The organism is Nocardia sp. NPDC005978 (genome assembly GCF_040614455.1).
Taxonomy (GTDB): domain Bacteria; phylum Actinomycetota; class Actinomycetes; order Mycobacteriales; family Mycobacteriaceae; genus Nocardia.
The window spans coordinates 97,904-116,868 of record NZ_JBEXUS010000006.1 but is presented as its reverse complement, the minus strand read 5'-3'; the positions used below and the strand labels follow the sequence as shown (position 1 = coordinate 116,868).

Genomic DNA, 18,965 nt, shown 5'->3' with positions numbered 1-18,965 from the left:
CTCCTATCTGCCCGGGACGGGCTGGGACAACGCGTTCGGATCCGCGCCGGGCGGTGGGTTCGCGCCGTTGTCGGGCACGTTCGGACGCGGCGCGTTGGCCGAGCCGCGAATCTGCAGGGCGGGATTGCTGGTGACGCAGTAGTTGTAAAGCCTTACCCGCGTGTCGGTTTGGATCTGCGAGGGCGCGACCGGGATGGTCTCGTACTCGCACCACGGGCGCGGCCACGGATCGACCAGCGTGTGGTACGCGCCGTCGTGGGCGGGGATGCCGACCGCCTCCGACCCCGCTCGCAGGGCCGGGAACAGGGCCGTGATCGCGGGCGCCCGCAGTTTCGCCGCCTTGGTGATCGCGACGAAGTTCGTCACCAGATTCGTGATGGGGTCCTGGGTTTCGCTGATGAACCCGCCGATGGTGGACAGCTGCCCCGGACCGTTCTCCAGGAATGCGCGCAGCTCGGCGTCCGCCGCGGTGAACTGCGCGAACAACGCGGTACCCGCGGAGGTGATGGTGCCCAGATCCGGTTGCGCGTGCGAGGTCGTCTCCCCGATCACGATCAAGTTCTGCAACAGCTGCCGGGTCTGCGGCAATAGATCGTTCAGCCCGGACATCGCCCGGCTCAAACCGGAGATCATGTTGCGCAACTTGTCCGGACCGCCGGCCAGTGCTTTGTCCAGTTCGTCCACGATCACGGTGAGCCGGTCGGGGTTCATGCCCCCGATGAATCCGGCCAGGTTGGACAGCACGGACTGCATCTGGACGGGGGTCGAGGTGCGCGCCCGGTCCACGACCGCACCGTCCCGCAGGTAGGGCGCCGAATCGGAGTCGGGCCGGAAATCCAGGAACTGCTCACCAGCGGCGGAGAGCCGGCCGACCGCGACCGTGCCGCCCTCGGGAATCCGGACGGTGTCCTCGATCTCGGCGACCGCTGCGACGCCGTCGCCCTCGACCCGGATCGTGGAGACCCGGCCCACCGGGGCGCCGCGGAAGGACACGTCATTGCCTTCGACCAGGCCGCCGGAGGACACCAGCAGCACGGTCACCGAATAGGTGTGCGGTACCGGATTGAACCGGAGCACGCTGGTGCCGAGATAGGCGCAACCGGCGACCAGCACGACCACCAGGCCGATATTGGCGACGAAGATGCGCCGGCGCAGCAACCATTGCCACAGTGGGGGATTCATCGTGGTCCCTCCTGGCCCGCGTCCTGCTGTTCCGGTGCGGCGGGCACCGGCTGTACCGGGCTGGTGAGTCGCCCGAAGACCTTCTCCAGCACCTGGACGAAGCTGCCGATGAAGGCGGGTACGTCACCGACTTCGGGCAGTCGGCTGCCGGTGGGATCGGTGATAGCGCCCACGCTCAGGTACGAGACGATCGCCGAGACCGCGAGCGTCGGTCCGCGCATACTGGCGACCACGCGCGGCGCGACGGTGTTCAGCCCGCTGAGCATCGGGGTCAGCTCGCCGGACTGGGCGAACGCGGCCATGAGCTGCTGGATGCTGTCGAACAGCCCGACGAAGTCGTCGCCGCTGGTGTCGCTGAAGTCCTTCAGGGCCGCCATCGTGGTGGACACCTTGGTCAGCAGATCCACGATCCGCTGATTGTTCTCGGTGAACAGTCCGATCAGTTCCGGGAAGGTATCGGCTGCCTGCCCCAATTCGGCCTTGCGCGAAGCCAATTCGCCGGTCAGCACGTTGAGTCCGCCCAGCACGTTGTCCAGATCTCCGGTGCGCTGATTGAGGGCGGTGATGACGCTGGTCATCTCGGTGAGCAGATGCGCCAGCTGCGGGCCGCGCCCGGCGAACATGGAGTTCATCTCCGAGGTGATGCGCGCGGCCTGGTTGATGCCACCGCCGTTGATCAGCATCGAGATCGACATCATCAGCTGCTCCACCGACGCGCCCGCGGCCGTGCGGTCCGTGCCGATGGTGTCGCCCTCGCGCAGCAGCTCACCCGAGTCCTGCTTCGAGGGCAGGGCCAGTGCGACGAACATGTCGCCCAGCGGCGTGGCCTGCCGCAGTTCGACGGTCGTACCCCGCGGCAGCGGGATGTCCTCGCGGATGAGCATTTCCACGTCGGCGATGAAGTTCGTCGAGGTGATGTTGGTGACGACGCCGACGTCGGTGCCTCCGATCTTCACGTGCGCGCGATCGGGCAGGTTCAGGGCATCGCGAAAGCTCGCGTGAATGGTGTACCCGGGTGCGCCGATGCCCGGCTTGGGCATCGGCATGCTGCTCAGGGTCACCGCGCAGCCACTGGTGCCGATCATGGTCGCGGCCGTGATGCCCAGGGCCGCAGCGGTTCTGGCGAGTCTGATCATTTCTTCTCCGTGATACCGAGCAGGGCCGCGGTCAGACCGAAATCGGGGCCCATGTCGGCGACCTTGCCGGTGCGGCAGCCGTCCAGGCGCAACTGGATCCGTTCGCAGAACGTCGACAGGATCTCGCCGTCGACCACGGACTTGTCCAGCAGGCCGTGCAGGCGCAGCGCCCGGTGCTCGACGCTGGTTGCGTTGGCCAGGTTCTGGAACATCAGCGGCCCCACGTCCACGATCTCGGTGAGTCCGCGGGCATTGGCGCGCATCTGCTCGGTGATGCCCACGAATCGGGTCATCGCCCCCGCCAGCTGATCCCGGTTGTTCCCGACCAGGGCGGAGGTGTTGTTGACGAAATCGTTGAGCTGGGTCAGCACCGCCTGCAGGCCGGGGGACTGCTCGCCCAGCAGCGCCACCAGCTGGGTCAGCGTGCCGCTGAAATCGCGCACGGTCTGGTCGTTCTGGGCGATGATCTGGGTGATGTCGTTCAGCTTGACGATCGTGTTGGCGATCTGGTCCTTGTTGGCGATGGTCACCTCGAAGGCCGAGGACAACGCGTCCAGCGTCTCGTGCAACCGGTCACCGTTGCCGTTCAGCAGCGGGAACAGCACCCGGCTGGCCATCGGCCCGGTCTCGTTGTCACCCTTGAGCGCCGCGCCGAGCTGATCGAAATTCTCCAGAATGCGGTCGAGTTCGACGGGAGTTCTGGTGCGCTGCAACGGAATATGCGAGCCCGACGCGAGGGTCTCGCCGGTGCCGTTGTAGGCGGGGGCGAGCTCGACGTGCCGGTTGGTGATCAGCTGGGGGTTCACCAGGGCGGCGATCGCGTCGGCGGGAATCTTCACATCGGATTCGATGCTCATCACCACCTCGACGTAGCTGCCGCGCGGGGTCACCGATTGGACGGTGCCGACCGGCACGCCGAGCACCGCGACCTCGTTGCCGGCGTAGAGCCCGGCGACGTTCTCGAAGTCCGCGCTGATCCGCATCTGCGAACCCAGGTACTGCTTCGGAACCCCGGTGATGGTGTCCGGCAGCATGGAACAGCCCGTGGCCAGCAGCGCCGCGCAGCACAGCGTCGCCAGCTTGGCGGTAAGACGGCCTCTCATCAGTTGCACCCCTGAATCGCCTGTGCGAAGCACAGCCAGTTGTCCGGAAACAGCCACGGCGCGTACACGTTTCCGTACCGCCCGTCGCCCAGCACGTTGTTGAACTGCCGCAGGGTCACCGGCATGATCTCGTAGAGCCGGTCCAGGTTGTCGCGGTTCTTCTCGAGGCCCTCGGACATGGTGTTCAGGTCCGTGATCAGCGGGCTGATCTTGTCGTTGTTCTCGACGCCCATCTCCTGCAGCAGCTGCGAGAGGGAGGCGACATTGTCCAGCAGCCGGCGCAGCAGGTCCTGCCGCTTCTGCACCGCGCTGCCGATCGCCTGGCCCTGGGTCAGCAGCAACAGCACGCTGTTCTGGTTGTCCGAGGCCAGCTGCGAGACCGTGTCCATGCTCTTGAGCAGCGTGTCCACCGCGTCGCGCCGATCGTTGACGACCTTGGCCAGCGATCCGATGCTGTCCAGCGCCTGCACCGCAAGTTCGGGTGACTCGCCCATCTGCGCGCTCACCGCGTCCAGCGCCGCACGCAGCTTCTGCGGGTCGATGCCCTCGATGCGCTCGAAGGAGTTCGAGTATTTCGGATCCTGAACCACCTTGCTCAGGTTGTACGGGACGGTGGTGTTCTCGATGCGAATGCGATTGCCCGGCAGCCCTTTTCCATCGCCCGGGGTCAGCTCGATGTGCAACCGCCCGAGGATGGTCGACATCTTCACCGCGGCCCGGGCATCGGGTCCGAGCTTCAGGTCGTGCCGCACTCGCAGGTCGACCACGACCTTGTCGCCCTCGAGGCGCACCGCGCCGACCTGACCGACCTCGATCCCGGAGATGTCGACGGTCGCGCCCGGCCGCAGGCCGGCGGCCTGCGCGAACTCGGCCTCGACCGTGATGTCGCCCAGGCGCGCCTGCTTGATCAGGATCGAGCCGAGCAGCAGCGCGACGACCAGACCGGATGCCAGCAGTCCCGCGCGCAGGTGCCGATTGGTCAGCACACTGGAAATCAACTCGCCCACACGCGTAATCACCGGCATACCTCCGATTGCGAATCGCCGCCGACCTGGGAGAACAATCCCGGCGGTAGCAGGACGCCCCACAGCGACACGTCCAGGCGGCACAGGTAGGCGTTGCCGTAGGCGCCGTAGCTGGAGAAGCGCGCGATGGAGTTGAGCATCTCGGGCAACTGCACCGCCGCCTCGTCCAGCGCCGCGCCGTTGAGCAGCAGCAGCGTCACACCGTCGGTGGCGTCGTTCTGCGCCCGTGCCATGCCGGGTTTGACCATCGTCACGATCCGCACCAGTGAGTCGGTGGCCGTGGCGATCTGATCCACCGACCCCTTGAGCGCCTCGCCCTGGGAGTAGAGCCCCTCCATGAGCGAACGCGTCTGGGTGATCAGGGTTTCCAGCTCACCGCTGCGATTGGCCAGACCCGCCATCACGCTGCTGAGGTTCGTCAGCACGTCGCCCAGGATCTGGTCGCGCTGGCCGAAGGTGCCGGCGAGTTCGGCGGCCTGGGTGATCAGCGCGCTCAAGGACACGTTGTTGCCCTGCAACGCCTGGACCAGGGTCTCGGACAACGAGTTCACCTGATCGGGCTGGAGCACGGTGAACAGCGGCTCGAACCCCGACAGCAGCGCGGAGACGTCGAAGGACGGCTCGGTCTGCTCGATCGGGATCTGGTCGCCGGGCCGCATCGGCGATCCCGCGTCCGTACCGGGCATCAGCGCGACATAGCGCTGGCCGATCAGATTCTGATAGCGGACAAGGGCTTTGGTGGTGGTGGTCGGGTGCTGATCGGCTTCGATACGGAAGTCCACGCGGGCGCGGTACCCGTCGGTGAAGTCAATCTTGTCCACCCGGCCGACCCGGACACCGGCCATGCGGATGTCGTCACCGACGCGCAACCCCAGCACGTCGGAGAACACGGCCGAATAGCTGTGGGTGTCACCGGGAACCGAGCGGTGCAGGGTCGACCACATCGTGTAGGTCAGCACGGATGCCAGCACCGCGAACAGGCTGAATCCGATCAGTGCTCTTTTCGTTTTCATAACTCACGCACCGCCTTCCGGCGCATCGGAGATCTCGACGTACCCACCGCGCAGCACGGAACCGAGCAGCAGGGTCTGTGCCATGTTCGGCGTGCCGCCCACGATCGCCGCCACCGCGGCATCTCCGCGCAGCTCGCCCGGGTTGCCCGCGGGGACGCGCTGGGACGCCGGCGCGGTGATGCCCGGGATGGCGGGCAGCCCCGGAATCGAAGGCAGCAACTGGGTTCCGGCCGGGGCGCTGGGCAGGCTCGGCAGACCGGGCACCGTCGGCAGGGTCGCCACCGGGGCGGGACCCGCGGCCGACAGGTGCTGCGGCAGCATCTGCTGCGGGTACTCCTGCACCGGCGCGGCGTCCGGCACGGTCGACCCGCCGCAGCGCGGCCCGGCCTGATCGCCGTAGCGCGGGCAGTCCGCGGCGGTGTACTGCTGGAACGGCGTCAGCGAGACGTCCATCTTCCACACCATCTGCTTCTTCGGCCCGAAGGTGAACACCGTCTGCAATTGCGCCAGTGCGGCATTGAGATTGCTCACCGCGTACGGAATGGCCTGCGGATCCTTGGCCAGACTGCTGAACAGCTCGTTCAAGCCGGAGACCAGGAACTTGCCGGAGTCGGGGTTCGCGGCGAACAGGCCGTTCACCGTGTCGATGGCGCTGCCGCCGTTGGTCAGCAGGGCGACCATCGCCGCGCGCTGTTCGGTCAGGGTCTTGGCCGTGGTCACCGACTCCGACAGCACGCCGACCAGTTCGGGGGCGGACTGGCTCAGCGCGGTGGCGGCGCGGCCGAGATCGCCGAGCATCCCGCCGATTCCGGGCACGGCGTGCACCTCGGTCAGCCAGTTGTCGAGCCGCTCGATCGTCGAGCCCGGTACCCGGGAGCCCGGGTCCAGCGCCGCGGACAGCGTCGCAAGCACCCGGCCGAGCTTCTCGGGCTGGATGTTGTTCAGCACGTCGCGCAGCACATTGAGTGTGGTCTGCAACTGGATCGTCGCCTCGCTGGTGTCCTCGGCGATGGTCGAACCCGAACGCAGCTTGTCGGTGCCGGCGGGCGTGTTGTCCACCAGCTCGATCGCGGTCACGCCGAACAGGTTGTTCGGGATGACCCGCGCGGTGACGTTGGCCGGAATCGTCCCCGCCAGAGCGGGTTTCAGCCAGATCGAGGCCTGCTGGCGCGCGCCCTTGGCCGCGATCTCGACGTCGACCACCCGGCCGACGATGATGCCGCGGAACTTCACGTCGGCGTTGGCGGGCAGGCCGTCGCCGGTGCTGGTGAGCTCAGCGGTGACCGGGACCTTGTCCTCGAAACGCCCGTTGTACCGCATGACCAGCAGTAGCAGCGCCAGGACGAGGGCGAGCAGCATGGCCAGGCCCGCCAGGGTCAGGTCGCGGGCGCTGGGCCCGCGACCGCTGGGATCGAGAATCATGGTGCCGCTACCCCGAAATCCGGAAGCCGGGGTCGATTCCCCAGATCGCAAGTGTCAGAAAGAGATCGATGAACACCGTGACGACGATGACCATCTTGATCGCGCGTCCCGCCGCCACGCCCACGCCTTCGGGGCCGCCGGTGGCGACGAAGCCGTAGTAGCACTGGATGAACGTCGCGGTCATGACGAAGACGACGACCTTCAGCAGTGACCAGAACACGTCCGGGGCGAGCAGGAATTGGTAGAAGTAGTGGTCGTAGGTGCCGGTGGTGGTGCCGCCCAGAACCAGCACGGTGAGCTTGGTGATCAGGTAGGCCACGGCCAGCCCGACGCTGTACAGCGGGATGATGGTCAGCGTGGCCGCGATCATGCGGGTGCTGATCAGGTAGGGCAGCGGCCGGATGGCGATGGATTCGAGCGCGTCGATCTCGTCGGAGATGCGCATGGCCCCCAGCTGCGCGGTGAACCGGCATCCGGCCTGGATGGCGAAGGCCAGCGCGGCGATGATGGGCGCGAGTTCACGGGTGGTGGCGAAACCGGAGATCGCGCCGGTGAGCGGGCTCATGGTGAGCAGGTTCAGGGCGCTGTAGGACTCCATGCCGACGGTGATGCCGGCGAACGCGCACAGCGCGATCACGATGCCGATCGTGCCGCCGCCCACCACCAGTGACCCGTTGCCCCAGCCGACGTCGGCGGTCAGGCGCGCCACTTCCTTGCGATAGTGCTTGAGCACGAAGGGAATCGCGCCCATGGCCTGGAAGAAGGTCAAGACCTGGTGTCCCAGGCGCTGATTGGCCTGCACCGGAACCGCGACCGCACCGGCGATCACTTTCACCGGCCGCAGGGCCGGCGGGGTGTAGCTGCTGCTCACCTCAGATCACCTTCGTCGGCAGGATGGTGTTGTAGAGCTGGGTGATGATGATGTTCGTCGCGAAGAGCATGAGCGCCGAAGTCACCACGGCCGCGTTCACCGCGTTCGCGACGCCGCCGGGACCGCCGTGCGCGTGTAATCCGATGTCGCAGGCGATGATCGCGGTCAGCGCGCCGAATATCGCCGCTTTCACCAGCGCCACCACCAGATCGTTCGACACCGCGAAGGACGCGAACGAGGAAATGAACGAGCCCGGCGTGCCGGACTGGGCGTAGATATTGAAAATGTAGGCGGTCGCGAAACCGACGAAGACGATGAAGCCGCACAGCAGCATGCTCACCAGCACCGCGGCCAGCAATCGGGGTGCGACGAGCCTGCGCACCGGATCGACGCCCATCACCATCATGGCGTCGATTTCCTCGCGAATGGTCCGTGATCCCAGGTCGGCGCAGATCGCCGAACCCACGGCGCCGGCGATCATCAGCGAAGTCACCAGCGGCGCGCCCTGGCGGATGACGCCGAGTCCGGCCACCGAACCGATGAATGTGGTGGCGCCGACCTGATTGACCAGTGCGCCGATCTGAATCGAAACCACCACGGCGACCGGAATCGCCACCAGCACAGTCGGTATCGCCGAGACGCTGGTCATGAACGCGCACTGCTTGATGAATTCCTGATAGGGAAATCGCCTGCGCACCAATGAAACGATCAATTGCACGAACGCGTCTCGAGCCAAACTGACTTGGCGGCCCAGGGTTTCGAGTGAGCGCTGTGGATGATTGCGCCACAGCGTGGTCACGGTGGATGAAAGCTTTTCCAGCTCACCGGGTTCCGGAGGGATTGGTTCGGCGGTCGACTTCTTGTCCAAGGTGGCAGTCACGTGTCGACGATCCTTTCTTGCCGCTCATCGCCGCCACGGACCGTGAACGGCTCACCCGATGGCTCGAAGCGTGTGAAGTGTTACACACCGCGTGTCGGGTGCACAAGTAATAAGTAACTGATCATTCTTGTGTGCGAACGCTCGGTGTGGTTGCTCGGCGGACTCGATGAGACGAGAGTATCCGCAGATCAAGCGGTTATTTGCTGCACAATTGAGAGCTTGCGGTGCCCGCATCCGTGGCTTACGGGGGATGCGGGACCGGTCAAGTAACTATCTATTCTTCGCTGTAGGAAGGCAGGTTGTGCTCGTTCAGCTCTGCTCGGAGTAGTGGTGCTCCAGCAGTACGAGCAGGAACCCGACCGCGGCGAGGCCGGCGGCCAGTGCGCTCAGCACCGCCAGCCACAGGCCGTAGCGGAGTACCGGATTTACTTTCGTTCGCCCACCGAGGATCTTCACGCCGATCACGAGGATGTCGATGAGCCAGACCAGGATCATCATCTACGTCATGCACACATTCGAGAAGGTGAGGATGGGCCAGCACACGATCGAACCCAGGAACGAGACGACCAGGTCTACGCCGTGCATCTGCTTCAGGTGTGAGGTGTGGGTGAGCGTCCACACGACGCCGATGAGCCCGTAGGGGATTCCCACGATGATGAGCGTGCCGAGGAACTCCGACACCTTCATTTCATAGCTGAGTAGTCGATCCAGCCGCTTGAGCATCTGGCACAGTCCTTTCGCGTACTTGCCCGGCCTCGAGGGCACGCGCGCGATCGCCGGCTCGGCGTGGTCGCGTCGTTGCTCCTGTTGTCACCTGCCCCTCGCGCTCCCCGCGAGGCGGCATAGCAGCGTATGTTACTCACAATTCTGCGTTTGTGAAGACGCATTCCGCGACCGGGTTCCCGGGGGCTTTCCCAGCATCATCCAAGCTGGTGCCATGTTGACGACCGGGTTCTCGGGTCTTAAGTTATGAGCCATTCACATGTTGGGGAGGCAATGTGCCCGAGCCGTCGCGTGTCGGTCCGCTACTGAGCAGGCACCTGGGTGATCGAAGATTCCTGCTGATGCTGCCCAGGGCACTGGGGTTGCAGGTGCTGGATCCGGCCATCGCGGCCGCGCTGACCGAGCACGCGCCGAGTCGGTTGTGGGAGCACAAGAAGCGAACCGTCAACCAGATGATCTATATGGCGCACATGGATCGGGACATGGCGGCGGTGATTCGCAATGGGCACGAGCACGTGAAGGGCGTCGGTGACGACGGGGCCCGCTACCACGCGCTCAATCCCGAGGTTTTTCTGTTTCAGCACGCCACCTATGTCGAATCGCTACTGACCGCCGCCGCGGTATTCGGCCCTCCGATTCCGGAATCCCAACGCGTACAGTTCTATCGGGAGTGCTGCGATTGGTATCGCGGCTATGGAATCAGTGATCGGGCACTGCCTGGCTCCCTGCCGGATTTCGCGGAGTACTTCGAGTCGGCCTGCACGGAACGGTTGCGGCTCACGCCCGCGGGTGAGGTACTTGCCGCGCAGGTGCTGCGACCCGATGCCTGGCTGGCGCGCAACCTGCCGGCCGCGGCGGTGCGGGCCATGCAACACGAGCGGGTCGCGGAGCTGCTGGGTGTTCGGGTGGGCCGAGCGGACAGGGTGGCGCTGCGGACCGTCGCGGCGGGAGTGCGCCTGGGTTTCGCGGGTGCTCCCGGCCGGATCTGCCGTGTTCCGCAGGCGAGAATAGCAAGAATGTCTGGGCACTTATAGCAACGACTTATCGCCTGTAGGTGGAGATTTAATGAATCACCCTGCGGAATGTGTAGTAACATAACCTCGGTCGGTCACGGCCACTGCGCACATGGGAGGTTGGCGTGCACGACGAGATGCAGGGCAGATGCGACAACCTGTCGTGGCGCGGGATCGACGGTTCGCGGTCCGGTTCCGGCGGTACTGGGGGATCGCCGGTTCGGCCGCGACTGTACGGCGGCAACGGACCACATCTCGCGATCGCCACCGTGCCGGATCGCGGGTTCCACCTGACTCGGGGCAGCGAGCCGGACGCCCCCGCGCCCCACGAAGGTGCGGGGGCGATCTGGAAGCGGCTGAGCTCAACCCTCGGGACCGAACTGACCGTCTTCGAATTCCTGGTCGTGCTGGGCGCTTTCGGCACGGTCCTGCTCGGCGCGCGAGCGATCTGGACCGCGTTCGTCCGGCTCGTGCGCGGCTGATCGGTCGTACTGCGCACCGCGGCAAGGGAATCGGGTTGTCCGCGACGGTGTTCTCCAGGCAGGCCGGTAGTCCGCCGCGTGCAGGAAGGAAGGCGCCCCATGGGATCCCTGGTATCGAGTAGGGAAATGCCCGGCACCCCGGAGATGGTCTTCGACGCGATCATCCGGCCGTCCACCTGGGCCCAATGGTTCAGCATCCATCGCGATTTCGTTCAACCACCCCCGGACCGGCTCACCGAAGGCGCCACCCTGGTCTCGCGGGTGGCCCTGCTGGGCTTGGACGACGAACTCGAATGGGTGGTGGAGGTCCTCGACGCGCCCTATCGAATCGTGTTGCTGGGCAGCGGAAACGGCGGCGTTCGAAGCGAGTTCACCTACTGGCTCCGCCCGTCACCCGAGGGCACCACCCTCACCATCGGCGGGGTCTTCACCGGCCCCCACATCACGCCCGAGTACTCGGCGACCCTCGAGCGCCACGGTCGCGCCGAACTGGCCGACACCCTGGACCGTCTGGCCGCTGTCCTGGCGGCGGGCCGCGTATGAGGTTCGCGCGCGATCATCGGCTGCGACCCCTGCGCCACGCAGGCCCATCCCTCCGCAGATAGCTCCTTTTCACCAGTGACCAGCTATTGCCGTACTTCTCACAGCCATGTGCGCGTGCGTGATTCGAGCTCTAGCTTCGGAGAGATGGCGGAGAAAACAGTTCCCGGATTGAAAGCACGCGACGTGGGGCCGGTGGCGGAGTTCTATACCGCGCTCGGGTTCGAGATCACCTTCCAGCAGACCGCGCCGTATCAGTTCCTGAGTGTGCGCCGGGGTGGGATCGAGCTGAACTTCCACGGGCACAGGGACTTCGAGCCCGAGAACTCGGAGCACGGCTGCGTCGTGCACACCGATCGGGTCGACCACCTGTACGCCGCGTTCAGCGCGGCGCTGGAGGCGCGGTTCGGCACCGTTCCCGTCGCGGGAGTGCCGCGGGTCGGAGCCCTCAAAGACATGACCTACGGTGTGCGCCAGTTCCTGCTGGTCGATCCCGGGGGCAACACCGTGCAGATCTGCCAAGAGATCAGCGCGGACCAAACCCACCGGCCGCCGCCGGCGGACGCGTTCGCCCGTGCGGTGCACATGGGTTCGCTCTTCGCGGACTCCAAGCAGGACCTGGACCTGGCGGTCAAGGTCCTGGACCGGGCGCTGCACCGGACCGATCAGCAGCCCACGCCGATGCAGCTGGTGCAATTGCTCGTCCTGCGCGCCGACGTGGCGATTCGACAGGGGCAGCGGGACGTCGCCGCCACCCTCCTGCGCCGAATCGACGCCGTCGACCTGACGGCCGCGCAGCGACGGGACCTGGCCGACGAACTGCGCCGGGCACGCGAGCTCGCCGCCGGGCGGTGACCGTTCGGGCGGTAACCGTTCGAGCCCAGCCGAACTCGGCTATCGGACGGTTGCCGCCCCGTACTCGGCCAGGATCGGTTCGAGCTCGTCCGGGCTCGCGCCGTGCAGGATCACCCGGTCCGCGCCGTAGGAGAACTCGTCGCGAATCCGGGCCACGCATCGGTCCGGGGTGCCGGTGGCGGCCACCGACAGCCAGTCGGAGGGTAGGAGAGTGGCTATGTGCTCGAGTTGGGCGACGGTGGCCTTCGCGTCGATCGCCCCGGGGACCGACTGCACCACGGGATCGTCGCGAAAGCGTTGCAGGACAGCGGGATCCCAGTCGTTCGTGCGCAGGAGCAGCTCGCCGTAGCCCTGGAGGTAGGTGGCCAGGCGGCCGACCGTTTTGCGCAGGCGGTCGGCCTCGGGGAGGTGGTCGCCGACCGTCGCCAGGCAGGACCACACGCGTACCGCGTCGGGATCGCGGCCGGCCTGTTCGGCCGCGCGCTTCACCGTTGTCACACAGCGGGTGAGGGTTTCGGGCGAGAAGTAGGTGTGCAGGATGACATCGTCGAAGACGCGGCCGCCCAGAGCCAGGGTGCGGGGTCCGAAGGCCACCAGCGCCAGGGGGATGTCCTCGTCGAAGTCGGCGTCCAGGAACAGCACCGGATAGCTGCCCATCGGACCGTCGTGGCCGATGATCGTCTCCCCGCGCCAGAGTCGCCGGGTGACCCGCGCCCAATCCTCCATGTGCGCGGTGGTGACCTCGGGGATGCCGAAGGCCGAATAGAGCGGCGCCACACCGCGGCCGATGCCCAGGGTGAATCTGCCGCCGGACAGGCGATGCATGGTCGTCGCCCAGGACGCGGTGACCAGCGGATGGCGGGTGTTGCAGTTGGTCGCGGCGGTGGCGATCCGGATTCGCGAGGTCACCGCGCACGCGGCGCCCACGAGCGAGGACGCCTCCTTGACGTTCCAGCGCTCGGACAGGAACGCCGTGCCGAAGCCGAGTTCCTCGGCGCGCCTCGCCTCCTGGACCAGCGTCGCGGGGCCCGAGCCGCCCGCGCCCGCGAGCAGATAGCAGCCGAGTTCCTCGTGAACGGGTGCCATACCCAACTCCCTACCGAATGCCACACGGGCCGAAGGTTTCTCGACCGTGTTCCAGTGGCCGGCCGAGAGCGGGCGCCCGTGCCCGGGCGCCGAGCCGTCTACCGACAGCGACAAGATAACAGTGTTATTGCCGCTGCGGGCGCGATCGGTGAAAGGAGGTGGACCGGTGTGCCGGCTCAGTGGATTTCGCTGACCTCCGCATCACTTCCCTGGCTTTCCCCGCACGTTCTACATCGTTAACGTAACGTCGTTTCCGTCGCCGATTCCGGGAGATGAGGAGTGATCACCGTGGCGAAACCGTTGCTGAGCTCGGACACCATCTTCGACGAGGCGCTGCGCATCCTCGCCGAACAGGGCGCCGCCGGCCTCACGATCCGCACTCTCGCCACCCAGCTGCGCTGCTCGAATTCCACCCTCTACCAACAGGTCGGCTCGGTGGAGCAGCTCACGCGCGGCGTTGTAGCGCACGCCTTCTCGCGGCTCGAGATCGCCTTCGACGACGACGCGGTATGGGAGATCGCCGTCCAGTCCTGGTGCCTGGCCCTGCGTGGCGCGCTGCTGGCCCAGCCCGAGCTGTGCAAACTCATGACCGTCGCCGACCGCGGCGTGGTCATCGACTACGCCGAACGCCTGCTGGTGGTGCTGGAGCGCGACGGCTTCAGCCGCGCCCGCGCGATCGAGATCGGCGGCATCCTCGCACACGTCACCCTCAGCATGAGCCTGTCCGACATCGCGGCGCCGGGGGAGTGGGACGACCCCCGGGTCTTCGCCACCACGGTGCGCTGGCTCATCCACGGCATGGCGCTGACCCGCGCCGAAGAACTGCTCGGCGGAGCCCGGAGCGATCCGCCCGCCACCACCCGGTAAGCAAGGACACGAGCATGAACACATCCACGGCCGCCGCGCAGCCGCTGCCCTCGACGCCGGAGCACATCACCCCGGAATGGCTCGGTTCCGTTCTGGGCGAGCGGATCTCGTCGGTGCGGATCGAGCCGATCGGGACCGGCCAGACCGGCGCCACCTACCGCGTGACGCCCACCTACGAGGTTCCGGGTTCGTGCCCGGCCACGCTGGTAGCCAAGCTCCCCTCGCAGGAACCGGGGGTTCGCGAACGCGTCGCGCTGGGATATCGCGCCGAACACGCCTTCTATACCCGGGTCGCCGACACGGTCGCGGTCGCGGTCCCCGAGGTCTACCACTGCGCCATCTCCGACGACGGTTCCGAATTCGTGCTGCTGGTGGCGGATCTGACCCCCGCGGTGCAGGGCGATCAGATTCGCGGCTGCGGGGCCGAGGACGCGCTGCTCGCCGTCGAAGCCCTGGCCGGCCTGCACGGACCGCGCTGGTGCGATCCGGCGTGGCTGTCGTTCGAGGGCATCGCCATGCCCAAAGCCGACGCGGACTTCGCCCGCGGCATGGGAACCCTCGCCCGGATCGCTCTGGAGAAAACACTGTCCGGCCTCGGGGATCGCATCGGCGCCGCGGATCGAGCCGTGCTCGCCGCCGCCGCCGATCTCATCGAGCCCTGGCTCGGCCTGGACGCGGACCGCTTCTGTCTGCTGCACGGCGACTATCGACTCGACAACCTGCTGTTCCACCCCGCCGGTGACGCGGTCACCGTGGTCGATTGGCAGACCCTCACCGTCGGATTGCCCGCCCGCGACCTGGCGTACTTCCTGGCCACGAGCATGACGCCGGAGGCCCGCGAACGCAGCGAGCACGACCTGGTGGCCGCCTACCATCGGCGATTGCGCGAGCACGGGGTCCGCGACTTCGACTTCGATCGGTGCTGGACCGACTATCGGGTCGGCATGCTCCAGGTCCCGATGCTGATCACCTTCGGATACGCCTTCACCGCCGCGACCGGCCGCGGCGACGACATGATGCTCACCATGATCGAGCGCGGCTGCCACGCCATCCGCCACCTCGAAACAATTTCCCTGACAACGCAACTCGTGTAGCGGTGCGCTGACCACTGGAGAGACAACGATGCGGTTCTACATCAGCACCGGCTTCCTGGCGACCCGGGAGATCCCCGAGATCGCCCGGGCCGCCGACGCTCTCGGCTACGACGGGATGGGCCTGCCCGATCACGTGGTGAACCTCGCCGAACTGGAAACGCCCTACCCCTACACCCGCAGCGGCAAGCGCCGCTGGGATCCGTTCGCGGACTGGCCCGACCCCTGGGTGCTGATCGGCGGCCTGGCCCAGGTCACCACCCGCCTGCGCTTCGTCACGACGGTGTACATCCCCGCGATGCGTGAGCCCTACGCCGCGGCGAAATCGATCGGGACCGCCGCGGTGCTCGCGGACGGGCGCGTCGAACTGGGCGTCGGAGTCGGCTGGTGCCGCGAGGAATTCGAGCTCCTGGGGCGGCCGTTCGATCGCCGCGGCAAACGCACCGAGGAACTGATCGAACTCATGCGCCGCCTGTGGGAACCGGGCTGGACCGAATTCGAGGGCGAGTTCTTCCGCACCCCGAAACTGGCGATGAGCCCGCCCGCTCCGCAAATCCCGATTCTGGTCGGTGGGCTGACCGACATCGCCCTGGCCCGCGCGGCCCGCTACGACGGCTGGATCGGTGACCTCACCTCCACCGACAAGGCCATCGCCACCGCGGCGAAACTCCGCGAGTACCGCACGGCCGCAGGTCTGTCGATGGACGACTTCACCGTCATGGCCCCGCTGACCGACGCGCTGACCATCGACGACTACGCCCGCGCCGAAGCCGGCGGCATCACCCACATCCTGACCATGCCGTGGATGTTCTACACGGGCCCGGATGCGACGACCGCGCAGAAGATCGCCGACATGGAACGCTTCCGCCACGATCTGAAACTCGATCGATAGCCGCGCGGACCGGTCGCTCAGGCGGGCTCGTCGCGGCGCGCGTGGCGTCCACTCGTGCTGTGCGCCACCGACACCTGCGGCAGGCGGGGAGCCTCCGGCGTCCGGCTCGCCGCCGGCGCGGCAGCGTCGGACCAGCGCGGGAGTTCCTGCGTCGGCGCGTCGAGTTCCCGGCGAATGTGGCCGAGGAACTCCTCGAGTGAGTTGTAGCGATCCAGGATCTGGACCAGCAGCTGGAGTGCACTGCTGGGTGTGGTGCGCACAGCCGTCATCATCACCGCCGAAGTCAGGGAGCCCGGAGAGGCTCGAACAGAACATGGCCCCGAAGTGCTTCCGGGTACGAACGAGTACTGCCCGGTGGTAACCGGCTCGGCCGGTTGGACCGTGGGCACCGACTCCGATGGTCGGCGACGCCCGCTGACAGGCTAGATCGAACGCACGGTCGACACGGGTAAATCGGCGTGCTTGGCACGCAATGTCACCCGTGTCCGGTACCCCGCGTGTCAGATGTCTGGCAGATAGCCAGGTGCGGCGGCATTTTCGCTCGAATCGAACGGCGGTTCCGACGGTAGAGTGAGCGGGCCGGAGGTCGATCCGGTCCGCGGGCAGAGCGAGGTGACGATTCCCATCGAGGCGCTCGAATTCGAGGCGATGTTGCTCGGTCGCTACAGCCTCATCTCCCGCAAAGGCGTCGGACAGCTGGATCGCAGCGCCTACGTGCTGCTGCAGCGCCTCGGCGACGGCCCGATGTCCATCGGCCAGCTCAGTGAAGCGCTGGGCCTGGACGTTTCCACGCTCAACCGCCAGACCGCCGCGATGCTGAAAGCCGGACTGCTCGAACGCATTCCGGATCCCGACGGCGGTATTGCCCGAAAGTTCCGGGCCACCGACGCGGGCCGCGGCAGGATGGCCGCCGAGCGGGCATCGGGGATCCACCATCTCGGCGTGATTCTGTCCGATTGGCCCGAGTCCGAGATCGCCGCACTCGCGGACCACCTGCGGCGATTCAATTCCGCCATCGAGCATTACCACGGTCGGTCGTGGCCGCGCGACGGCGTGAGCGGCGATGTTTGCGGGCCGAGTGCCGTGGCTCACCTCGAGCTATAGTAACTTCGTTACCGGTAACGGAGTTACCAGCAACACACTGTGCGCGGCCCGTGCGAAACACGCGGGTTGCCGCCGAGCCCCCGTGCCACCCGCACTCCTCGGCCGCGCAGGCCTCGTCCCGGCAGCGGACACCACGAGTACCGCCTGCCGGCCTGCGCCACAGCTGTTCCGATCTTGTAGAGAAAGACGACGACGATGTCAGTCGAAACAACAGCGCGGCACCGCGCGGTCCGGCGCCTGCTGGCGATGACCGCGGCGGTGTGCATGGGAGCCGGGCTCGTGAGCGCCGCCGCCGTTCCGGCGCAGGCCGCCCCCGCCGAAGACTTCTACCTGCCGCCCGCGCAATTCGATACCGCCGCCGGAGCGGTCATCAAGACCGCCGATCTGCCGGTGTATCTGGCCCAGCCCGGCGGCGACGGGCAGTGGCCCCTCGCGGCCAAGACCGTCATGTACACCACCCGCACCCAGGACGACGTCCCGATCGCGGTGACCGGCACCTACATCGACGCCACCCAGCCCTGGCAGGGGAAGGGCCCGCGCCCGACCGTGGTCATCGCCCCCGGCACCACCGGGCAGGGCGATCAGTGCGCGCTGTCCAAGGCGTTCACCCTCGGCATGTACCTGGACATCACCCCGCCGACCCTGTCCGCGAACCAGGAAGCGCTGTCCGCGATGGCGTGGAACCACCTGGGCGCGCGGGTCTTCGTGCCCGACTACATCGGCATGGGCACCCCCGGCGTGCACACCTATGCCAATCGCATCGAAGAGGCGCACGCGGTGCTGGACGCCGCTCGCGCCGCGAACACCCTCGCCGGCAGTGGGTCGCAGACCCCGATCGCGTTCTGGGGCTACTCCCAGGGCGGCGGCGCGACCGCCGCGGCCGCGGAGATGGCGCCGAGCTACGCCCCCGAGCTGAACCTCAAGGGCACCTGGGCCGGTGCGCCGACCGCGGACCTGTCCGAGATCCTCGGCGAGATCGAGGGCGCGCTCATCGGCGGCGCGATCGGCTTCGCGCTCAACGGTTTCGTCGCCCGCTACCCGGATCTGAAGCCGATCCTGGACGCGCGCACCACCGCCGAGGGCAAGAGCCTGCTGGCGACCCTGGAGAACGAGTGCATCGCCGATGTGATCATGCGGCACCCGTTCCTGCGCACCACCGGTCTGACGGTCGATCAGCGCCCGCTCACCGAGCATCTGCGTGAGATCCCCGAGGTGACCACGATTTTGGCCCAGCAGCGCATCGGCACCCTCACCCCGCGCAGCCCGGTCCTGATCACCAGCGGCATCAACGACGACACCGTCCCCTACGCCCAGACCCGCAAGCTCGCGGACAACTGGTGCGGCGCGGGAGCGACGGTGACCTTCCGCACCAACCATCTGCCGCCGATCCTGCCGAAAGCCACGCTGCCCAACCACTTCGGCCCCGAGCTGATCGACGGTTTCGGCACGAACAACGCGATCAACTACCTGTTGGATCGCCTGAACGACGTTCCCCTGCAAGGCTGCACGATCGATTGACCCACCCGGATCACCATCGCGACGAGGGGTCGGCGGTGATCCGGCAGAGCCCTTCTCGCGCATGAAAACCGGCGGCGAACCCACCTCGGGTTCGCCGCCGGTTCGCGTGGTGTGCATCATTGCGCGACCGCGAATGCTGCGCGACGCGCTCGGTTCCGGTAT

Annotated in this window: 21 protein-coding genes; 9 read left to right on the top strand and 12 right to left on the bottom strand. The window is 67.0% G+C overall.

Features of this window, described 5'->3' with window-relative positions:
- Positions 1–3: 3 nt before the first annotated feature.
- From ABZ319_RS04465 to ABZ319_RS04420, 10 genes are all read right to left on the bottom strand, one after another.
- On the bottom strand, positions 4–1,182 hold the full coding sequence (locus ABZ319_RS04465) for an MCE family protein (protein WP_354984901.1): 1,179 nt from the start codon (positions 1,180–1,182) through the stop codon (positions 4–6).
- Positions 1,179–2,318 (bottom strand): MCE family protein, encoded by a 1,140-nt coding sequence (locus ABZ319_RS04460; RefSeq protein ID WP_354984900.1) that lies wholly within the window; start codon positions 2,316–2,318, stop codon positions 1,179–1,181. The genes ABZ319_RS04465 and ABZ319_RS04460 overlap by 4 nt, the downstream gene beginning before the upstream one ends.
- Entirely contained in the window at positions 2,315–3,421 is a 1,107-nt protein-coding gene (locus tag ABZ319_RS04455) for an MCE family protein (protein WP_354984899.1), read from the bottom strand. Before ABZ319_RS04455 ends, ABZ319_RS04460 begins: the two co-directional genes overlap by 4 nt.
- The gene (locus ABZ319_RS04450) at positions 3,421–4,446 is read right to left on the bottom strand and encodes an MCE family protein (protein WP_354984898.1); all 1,026 of its coding nucleotides are present in this window, start codon (positions 4,444–4,446) and stop codon (positions 3,421–3,423) included. Before ABZ319_RS04450 ends, ABZ319_RS04455 begins: the two co-directional genes overlap by 1 nt.
- Positions 4,437–5,459: an MlaD family protein gene (locus ABZ319_RS04445; RefSeq protein WP_354984897.1), complete on the bottom strand. Its 1,023-nt coding sequence runs from the start codon at positions 5,457–5,459 to the stop codon at positions 4,437–4,439. The genes ABZ319_RS04450 and ABZ319_RS04445 overlap by 10 nt, the downstream gene beginning before the upstream one ends.
- A 3-nt stretch (positions 5,460–5,462) precedes the next feature.
- The gene (locus ABZ319_RS04440; protein WP_354984896.1) at positions 5,463–6,881 is read right to left on the bottom strand and encodes an MCE family protein; all 1,419 of its coding nucleotides are present in this window, start codon (positions 6,879–6,881) and stop codon (positions 5,463–5,465) included.
- 7 nt (positions 6,882–6,888) lie between these two features.
- Positions 6,889–7,752 carry an ABC transporter permease gene (locus tag ABZ319_RS04435; protein WP_354984895.1) on the bottom strand — a complete coding sequence of 288 codons (864 nt, stop codon included), beginning with the start codon at positions 7,750–7,752 and terminating at the stop codon, positions 6,889–6,891.
- A gap of 1 nt (position 7,753) precedes the next feature.
- Positions 7,754–8,572, bottom strand: a complete 819-nt coding sequence (locus ABZ319_RS04430; RefSeq protein WP_354984928.1) for an ABC transporter permease — start codon at positions 8,570–8,572, stop codon at positions 7,754–7,756.
- Between the two features lie 369 nt (positions 8,573–8,941).
- The gene (locus ABZ319_RS04425; protein WP_354984894.1) at positions 8,942–9,130 is read right to left on the bottom strand and encodes a hypothetical protein; all 189 of its coding nucleotides are present in this window, start codon (positions 9,128–9,130) and stop codon (positions 8,942–8,944) included.
- Positions 9,131–9,355: a hypothetical protein gene (locus ABZ319_RS04420; RefSeq protein ID WP_354984893.1), complete on the bottom strand. Its 225-nt coding sequence runs from the start codon at positions 9,353–9,355 to the stop codon at positions 9,131–9,133.
- A gap of 275 nt (positions 9,356–9,630) precedes the next feature.
- Here ABZ319_RS04420 and ABZ319_RS04415 point away from each other — a divergent pair, with 275 nt between their 5' ends.
- The 4 genes from ABZ319_RS04415 to ABZ319_RS04400 all read left to right on the top strand — a co-directional run bounded on the left by ABZ319_RS04415 (position 9,631) and on the right by ABZ319_RS04400 (position 12,245).
- Positions 9,631–10,389: an oxygenase MpaB family protein gene (locus ABZ319_RS04415; protein WP_354984892.1), complete on the top strand. Its 759-nt coding sequence runs from the start codon at positions 9,631–9,633 to the stop codon at positions 10,387–10,389.
- A 104-nt stretch (positions 10,390–10,493) separates the two neighbouring features.
- Positions 10,494–10,850, top strand: coding sequence for a hypothetical protein (locus ABZ319_RS04410; protein WP_354984891.1), 357 nt, complete (start codon positions 10,494–10,496; stop codon positions 10,848–10,850).
- A 99-nt stretch (positions 10,851–10,949) separates the two neighbouring features.
- Positions 10,950–11,393, top strand: a complete 444-nt coding sequence (locus ABZ319_RS04405) for an SRPBCC domain-containing protein (RefSeq protein WP_354984890.1) — start codon at positions 10,950–10,952, stop codon at positions 11,391–11,393.
- 144 nt (positions 11,394–11,537) lie between these two features.
- A complete protein-coding gene (locus ABZ319_RS04400; protein WP_354984889.1) occupies positions 11,538–12,245 on the top strand; it encodes a VOC family protein in 708 nt (235 codons plus the stop codon).
- A gap of 39 nt (positions 12,246–12,284) precedes the next feature.
- On the opposite strand, the gene ABZ319_RS04395 is transcribed toward ABZ319_RS04400, so the two are convergent.
- The gene (locus ABZ319_RS04395) at positions 12,285–13,331 is read right to left on the bottom strand and encodes a TIGR03857 family LLM class F420-dependent oxidoreductase (protein WP_354984888.1); all 1,047 of its coding nucleotides are present in this window, start codon (positions 13,329–13,331) and stop codon (positions 12,285–12,287) included.
- Between the two features lie 288 nt (positions 13,332–13,619).
- Here ABZ319_RS04395 and ABZ319_RS04390 point away from each other — a divergent pair, with 288 nt between their 5' ends.
- The 3 genes from ABZ319_RS04390 to ABZ319_RS04380 are packed head-to-tail and all read left to right on the top strand — an operon-like array spanning position 13,620 to position 16,181.
- Positions 13,620–14,198 (top strand): hypothetical protein, encoded by a 579-nt coding sequence (locus ABZ319_RS04390; protein WP_354984887.1) that lies wholly within the window; start codon positions 13,620–13,622, stop codon positions 14,196–14,198.
- A gap of 14 nt (positions 14,199–14,212) precedes the next feature.
- Positions 14,213–15,292: an aminoglycoside phosphotransferase family protein gene (locus ABZ319_RS04385; RefSeq protein WP_354984886.1), complete on the top strand. Its 1,080-nt coding sequence runs from the start codon at positions 14,213–14,215 to the stop codon at positions 15,290–15,292.
- Positions 15,293–15,320: 28 nt separating this feature from the next.
- Positions 15,321–16,181: a TIGR03619 family F420-dependent LLM class oxidoreductase gene (locus ABZ319_RS04380; protein ID WP_354984885.1), complete on the top strand. Its 861-nt coding sequence runs from the start codon at positions 15,321–15,323 to the stop codon at positions 16,179–16,181.
- Positions 16,182–16,198: 17 nt separating this feature from the next.
- Here the strand turns inward: ABZ319_RS04380 and ABZ319_RS04375 are convergent, their stop codons facing one another.
- A complete protein-coding gene (locus ABZ319_RS04375) occupies positions 16,199–16,441 on the bottom strand; it encodes a hypothetical protein (RefSeq protein ID WP_354984884.1) in 243 nt (80 codons plus the stop codon).
- A gap of 310 nt (positions 16,442–16,751) precedes the next feature.
- Between ABZ319_RS04375 and ABZ319_RS04370 the strand changes: the two genes are divergently transcribed.
- Together ABZ319_RS04370 and ABZ319_RS04365 are read left to right on the top strand one after the other, a co-directional pair.
- Positions 16,752–17,285 carry a MarR family winged helix-turn-helix transcriptional regulator gene (locus ABZ319_RS04370; RefSeq protein ID WP_354984883.1) on the top strand — a complete coding sequence of 178 codons (534 nt, stop codon included), beginning with the start codon at positions 16,752–16,754 and terminating at the stop codon, positions 17,283–17,285.
- A 195-nt stretch (positions 17,286–17,480) separates the two neighbouring features.
- Positions 17,481–18,803 carry a lipase family protein gene (locus tag ABZ319_RS04365; RefSeq protein ID WP_354984882.1) on the top strand — a complete coding sequence of 441 codons (1,323 nt, stop codon included), beginning with the start codon at positions 17,481–17,483 and terminating at the stop codon, positions 18,801–18,803.
- The last annotated feature ends 162 nt before the right edge of the window (positions 18,804–18,965 follow it).

Coding starts and splice junctions, on each gene's coding strand:
- ABZ319_RS04425 (WP_354984894.1), bottom strand. CDS start 9,130: ATGATGATCCTGGTCTGGCTCATCGACATCCTCGTGATCGGCGTGAAG.
- ABZ319_RS04405 (WP_354984890.1), top strand. CDS start 10,950: ATGGGATCCCTGGTATCGAGTAGGGAAATGCCCGGCACCCCGGAGATG.
- ABZ319_RS04450 (WP_354984898.1), bottom strand. CDS start 4,446: ATGCCGGTGATTACGCGTGTGGGCGAGTTGATTTCCAGTGTGCTGACC.
- ABZ319_RS04455 (WP_354984899.1), bottom strand. CDS start 3,421: ATGAGAGGCCGTCTTACCGCCAAGCTGGCGACGCTGTGCTGCGCGGCG.
- ABZ319_RS04365 (WP_354984882.1), top strand. CDS start 17,481: ATGTCAGTCGAAACAACAGCGCGGCACCGCGCGGTCCGGCGCCTGCTG.
- ABZ319_RS04380 (WP_354984885.1), top strand. CDS start 15,321: ATGCGGTTCTACATCAGCACCGGCTTCCTGGCGACCCGGGAGATCCCC.
- ABZ319_RS04400 (WP_354984889.1), top strand. CDS start 11,538: ATGGCGGAGAAAACAGTTCCCGGATTGAAAGCACGCGACGTGGGGCCG.
- ABZ319_RS04465 (WP_354984901.1), bottom strand. CDS start 1,182: ATGAATCCCCCACTGTGGCAATGGTTGCTGCGCCGGCGCATCTTCGTC.
- ABZ319_RS04445 (WP_354984897.1), bottom strand. CDS start 5,459: ATGAAAACGAAAAGAGCACTGATCGGATTCAGCCTGTTCGCGGTGCTG.
- ABZ319_RS04385 (WP_354984886.1), top strand. CDS start 14,213: ATGAACACATCCACGGCCGCCGCGCAGCCGCTGCCCTCGACGCCGGAG.
- ABZ319_RS04440 (WP_354984896.1), bottom strand. CDS start 6,881: ATGATTCTCGATCCCAGCGGTCGCGGGCCCAGCGCCCGCGACCTGACC.
- ABZ319_RS04395 (WP_354984888.1), bottom strand. CDS start 13,331: ATGGCACCCGTTCACGAGGAACTCGGCTGCTATCTGCTCGCGGGCGCG.
- ABZ319_RS04460 (WP_354984900.1), bottom strand. CDS start 2,318: ATGATCAGACTCGCCAGAACCGCTGCGGCCCTGGGCATCACGGCCGCG.
- ABZ319_RS04420 (WP_354984893.1), bottom strand. CDS start 9,355: ATGCTCAAGCGGCTGGATCGACTACTCAGCTATGAAATGAAGGTGTCG.